At 55.0% G+C, this 3,637-nt stretch carries 4 protein-coding genes; all 4 read right to left on the minus strand.

All coding sequences use genetic code 11. The features are described 5' to 3' along the window. Nucleotides 1-668, minus strand: a 668-nt coding sequence (locus IQ254_RS30195) for a bifunctional 2-polyprenyl-6-hydroxyphenol methylase/3-demethylubiquinol 3-O-methyltransferase UbiG (RefSeq protein ID WP_193969837.1), incomplete at its 3' end; no start/stop codon positions are given. 54 nt (nucleotides 669-722) lie between these two features. After that, nucleotides 723-1,559 (minus strand): bifunctional 2-polyprenyl-6-hydroxyphenol methylase/3-demethylubiquinol 3-O-methyltransferase UbiG, encoded by an 837-nt coding sequence (locus IQ254_RS30200; protein WP_193969838.1) that lies wholly within the window; start codon nucleotides 1,557-1,559, stop codon nucleotides 723-725. A 1-nt stretch (nucleotide 1,560) separates the two neighbouring features. Next, complete coding sequence (locus IQ254_RS30205) at nucleotides 1,561-2,616, minus strand: radical SAM/SPASM domain-containing protein (protein ID WP_193969839.1); 1,056 nt, start codon at nucleotides 2,614-2,616, stop codon at nucleotides 1,561-1,563. A gap of 10 nt (nucleotides 2,617-2,626) precedes the next feature. Then, nucleotides 2,627-3,637 (minus strand): ABC transporter ATP-binding protein (locus IQ254_RS30210; RefSeq protein WP_193969840.1); only part of this gene is annotated, 1,011 nt, incomplete at its 5' end.

Here is a 3,637-nt window from a genome sequence, read left to right on the forward strand (position 1 = left end):
GTGTATAAGAGACAGCGCATGGCCTGGCCGGGGTGGTCGAGGTGCTCTAGCACGTGGGAGCAAAACACAAAGTCGTAGCGGTTGTCCTCAAAGGGCAGGCGCTCCAGATCGGCCTCAAAGAAGGGCCGCTGGTCACGCACGATATCTTCGACCCGGTGGGTGGTTTCCTCAGGGTAGCGATCGGCCAAATGATTGGCCCGCTTAAAGGGCCAGCCGCCCGACCCCACATCTAAAACTAGGGCGTCGGGGGCAATATCCCAGGTCATCACCTCGTTCTGGTAGGTCCAGGTGTTCATCACCGGGGTGACGCGCTTTTCGAGCGGGGGAATCAGGTGCCAGGCTTCGACCGGCAGGCGGTTCAGCAGCAGCGATCGCAGCTCTTGGGGGCTCAGCCCAGGGTCTTGGGACTCCAGCAATAGGTTAAACGCCCGGCGGCACAGGTCTACGTCGTTGGCCCCGTCGTAGAGCTCAACCAGGCGGTTCCAGGGCGGTAACAGACCGCTGAGGGGATTGCCCACTGCCCCAGGGCTGGCCGCCGGGGCCTCAGGCTCCAGATTGGCCAAGGTTGTCATCAGTTCGCCAATGCCCTTGGCCAGCACCCGCTTGGCCAAGGCCTCTAGTTTCAGCCGTTGGATGGCTTTGGTCAACAGATCGCTTAGGGTGGCCATTCAGTACAGGGGTAACTCAAGCAGCGGCAGGGTCGTCCTAGAAAAGACGTTGTTCTAGACAGAAATATGAGCGATAAATTCGCGAGTGAGCGGCAGTCGCGCAACCTCGGCCTGCCACTCAGCTAAAAACGACTTTAACGTGGACTGGTTCCAAAACCAGTAGTGGCCCAGAAAAAGATCCACGTCGCCATCGGGCACCACCACAAACACAGATCCACCGGGCCGGCAGATGCGCACCAGTTCGGCCACCACCGCCCTGGGATACTCCAGATGCTCTAGCACGTCGGTACAGAGCACCACATCAAAGGCATCGGTTTCGTAGGGCAGCGTCTTGGCGATCACAAATTGAGTAAAGCGGCCATCGGGCAACGCCTGCTGCGCCCCCTCTACCGCCTTGGGCGAAAAATCGAGCCCCGCTACGCGGATATCGGCCTGCCGCCGCCGCATCTCCAACAGCAGATCGCCCACACCGCAGCCAATATCGACAACGGCTGCCTGGGCATAGAGCGTTTTTTCAACCACATCGGCAATTTCTACCGTCAGCTTGTCGCGCACATGGCCAGCCTCGGCCCGAAAGGCGGCCAGATTATCGCCGTCGCCCCACAGCCGGTCGTAGCCTGCCGGGGTGTTTTCTTCGGTGACCCACCCCACCCCCAAATCGCTACTAACGGTCTGCCCCGGCAGCAGCACGGCCCGATACCGGTTTTTGGGCATCAGCACAAACCGATCCATCGGGCCAAAGACGTAGGTTCCCTTGGGTACGTAGTCGTACTCGCCCTTGGGCACCAGGTCAAAGCCGTCCTCAGGGACAAGCCGCCAGCCCTTAGGAATCAACCCTTTTACCAAAGGCAGTAGCCTGTACTTCAAGGCAAGAGATAGCTTTTTGAGCATGTTACCGCTGTCCTGTCTTGGTCAGATGTCGCTGGGGTTTGAGCCAGCTCAATAGCCGTCGAGGTGACGGCTGTTGGGCTGGCTCTGGTGTCTCTATCTCGCCGACAAACTGTCTATAGACCGCGTCTCTTTCAGCAATCTCTGCTTCGCTACCCACCCGACAGTCCTCTGAGCAGGTATCGCAGGGGGATGCCTTAGGACTAAATCTCAGCAGGTCTTGACGCCACTTTGCCAGGGTTATAGAAGCATAGGCGGCAAAAATATCGGGAAAATCGGCAATATTGCCGATAGAGTAGTAGGTTTGGTGGACGTCATTGTCGGCAAACATTTGGCAGCAGGGAAAAATGGTGCCGTCGTAGGACACAGTGAAGTCGTTGAAGGGGCGGCTACAGGGTGAGGTACGTCCAAGGGACGCATTGGTCAGACTAGCAACGGAACCACCCCGATCGGATCCATATATGGTGTAGTTGGTTGTAAACACGTTTATTTTCAGGTTGAATAGCGTTAACGTTCCCTGAATGGTGTGCCCTGGGGATAGTACATGCACCTTGACCCCTTTGCCCAGGCGGCTAGAGAACTCAGTAAAGCGAGTCATGGCAGAGGCATCGTCATAGGCGTGATTTTTGGGTGGGTGCAGCGTGACATACAGCTCAGACAGGCCGGCCTCAACCATGGCTTGGAGATAATCGCGGGTCAAAAAGTCCCCGTTGGTGCTGAAGTAGATCCGACTCTTGGGCAAGTGCTGCCGAATATAGGCAATGCGCTGTAGCAGTAGAGGGCGATCGGCAGTGGGCTCATTGTAGAGGTTCAGACAAATGCTCTTGTCGTATTCAATAGACTCCAGATCGTGAATGATTTGATCAAAAATCTCGTGGGGCAAAATCGCCCGATTTGTTAAGCGATCTACACCCGACACCGGGCAGTAGGAGCACTGTCGGTTGCAGTGCTGAGTGATCTCAACCACTACGTTTGACACTGACTGGGCAAACAGCGCCGCCCGTTCCTCCAGGGTGTCAGGGGCGATAAAGTGATGCTTTAAAAACGAGGTGCTAACCATATTCAGAGTCTCACGATAGCTTTTGATAGGAAAAGTCCGCAGGCACATGCATTACGGCTAGCGGCTCAGAATAGAAAAATAGGTTTTTTGGCGTCAATACAATAATGTCTCCGCACTTTAGCCATAAAAATAGGTGGGCTGCTACATGCTTGCTAATCACGGCAATATTGAAGTTATAGGCCCCGGGTCGTAGATTTTGATTGCTCACGTTAACGGTGAATCGATACCTCCCTGGGGAGACGGTACCCATGGGGTAACCCTGCTCATAGCTATCTAGAGTGAGAATGTTTTTGTAGTGAACGGCATCGATCACGATTCTTAAAACAAAGTCTCTGATTTCTTGGTAGACCTCCATGTCAATTTCTAGAATTATCGGCTCCTGAAACTCAACTTCGTTGACGACCAAGCCAGTCTCTGCGGAAACAACTCTCAGGGAATGACAAATAACGTCGTTTGTTCCACAGAGATTGGCACCGTACTCGTTAGCTAGGGCTTCTAGACCACCGCCTTTTTTGAGGTTAGCAGCAACGGCCTGATTAAATTGAATATTTGAGGCAACGGCATTGCGCGAGTTTTGATCGTCGTAGGCCCGCACGACATCTTCGGCAGTACCGTTGACAACCACTAACCCATGATCCATAAATAGGCCGCGATCGCACACTGACCAAATCGCCCCCGGCGAATGCGACACCAAAATAATCGCCGTGCCCTCCTGCTTGAGCTTGAGGATGTAGTCAAAGCACTTCTTTTGAAAGTTGAGGTCGCCCACCGCCAGCACCTCGTCCATCAGCAAAATGTCCGGGCGGCTGAGGGCGGCGATCGCAAACCCCAGCCGCACGTACATGCCCGACGAATAGTTCTTAACCGGCAGATCAATAAACTCGCCCAGCTCCGAAAACGCCACAATCTCATCGATCAGGCTGTCGATCTCTTCGGTCGCCAACCCCAGCAGGGCCCCGTTGACATAGACATTTTCACGCCCCGAGAGCATCGGGGCAAACCCCGCCCCCGCCGCAATCAG

It is taken from the genome of Nodosilinea sp. LEGE 07088 (assembly GCF_015207395.1).
GTDB lineage: Bacteria > Cyanobacteriota > Cyanobacteriia > Phormidesmidales > Phormidesmidaceae > Nodosilinea.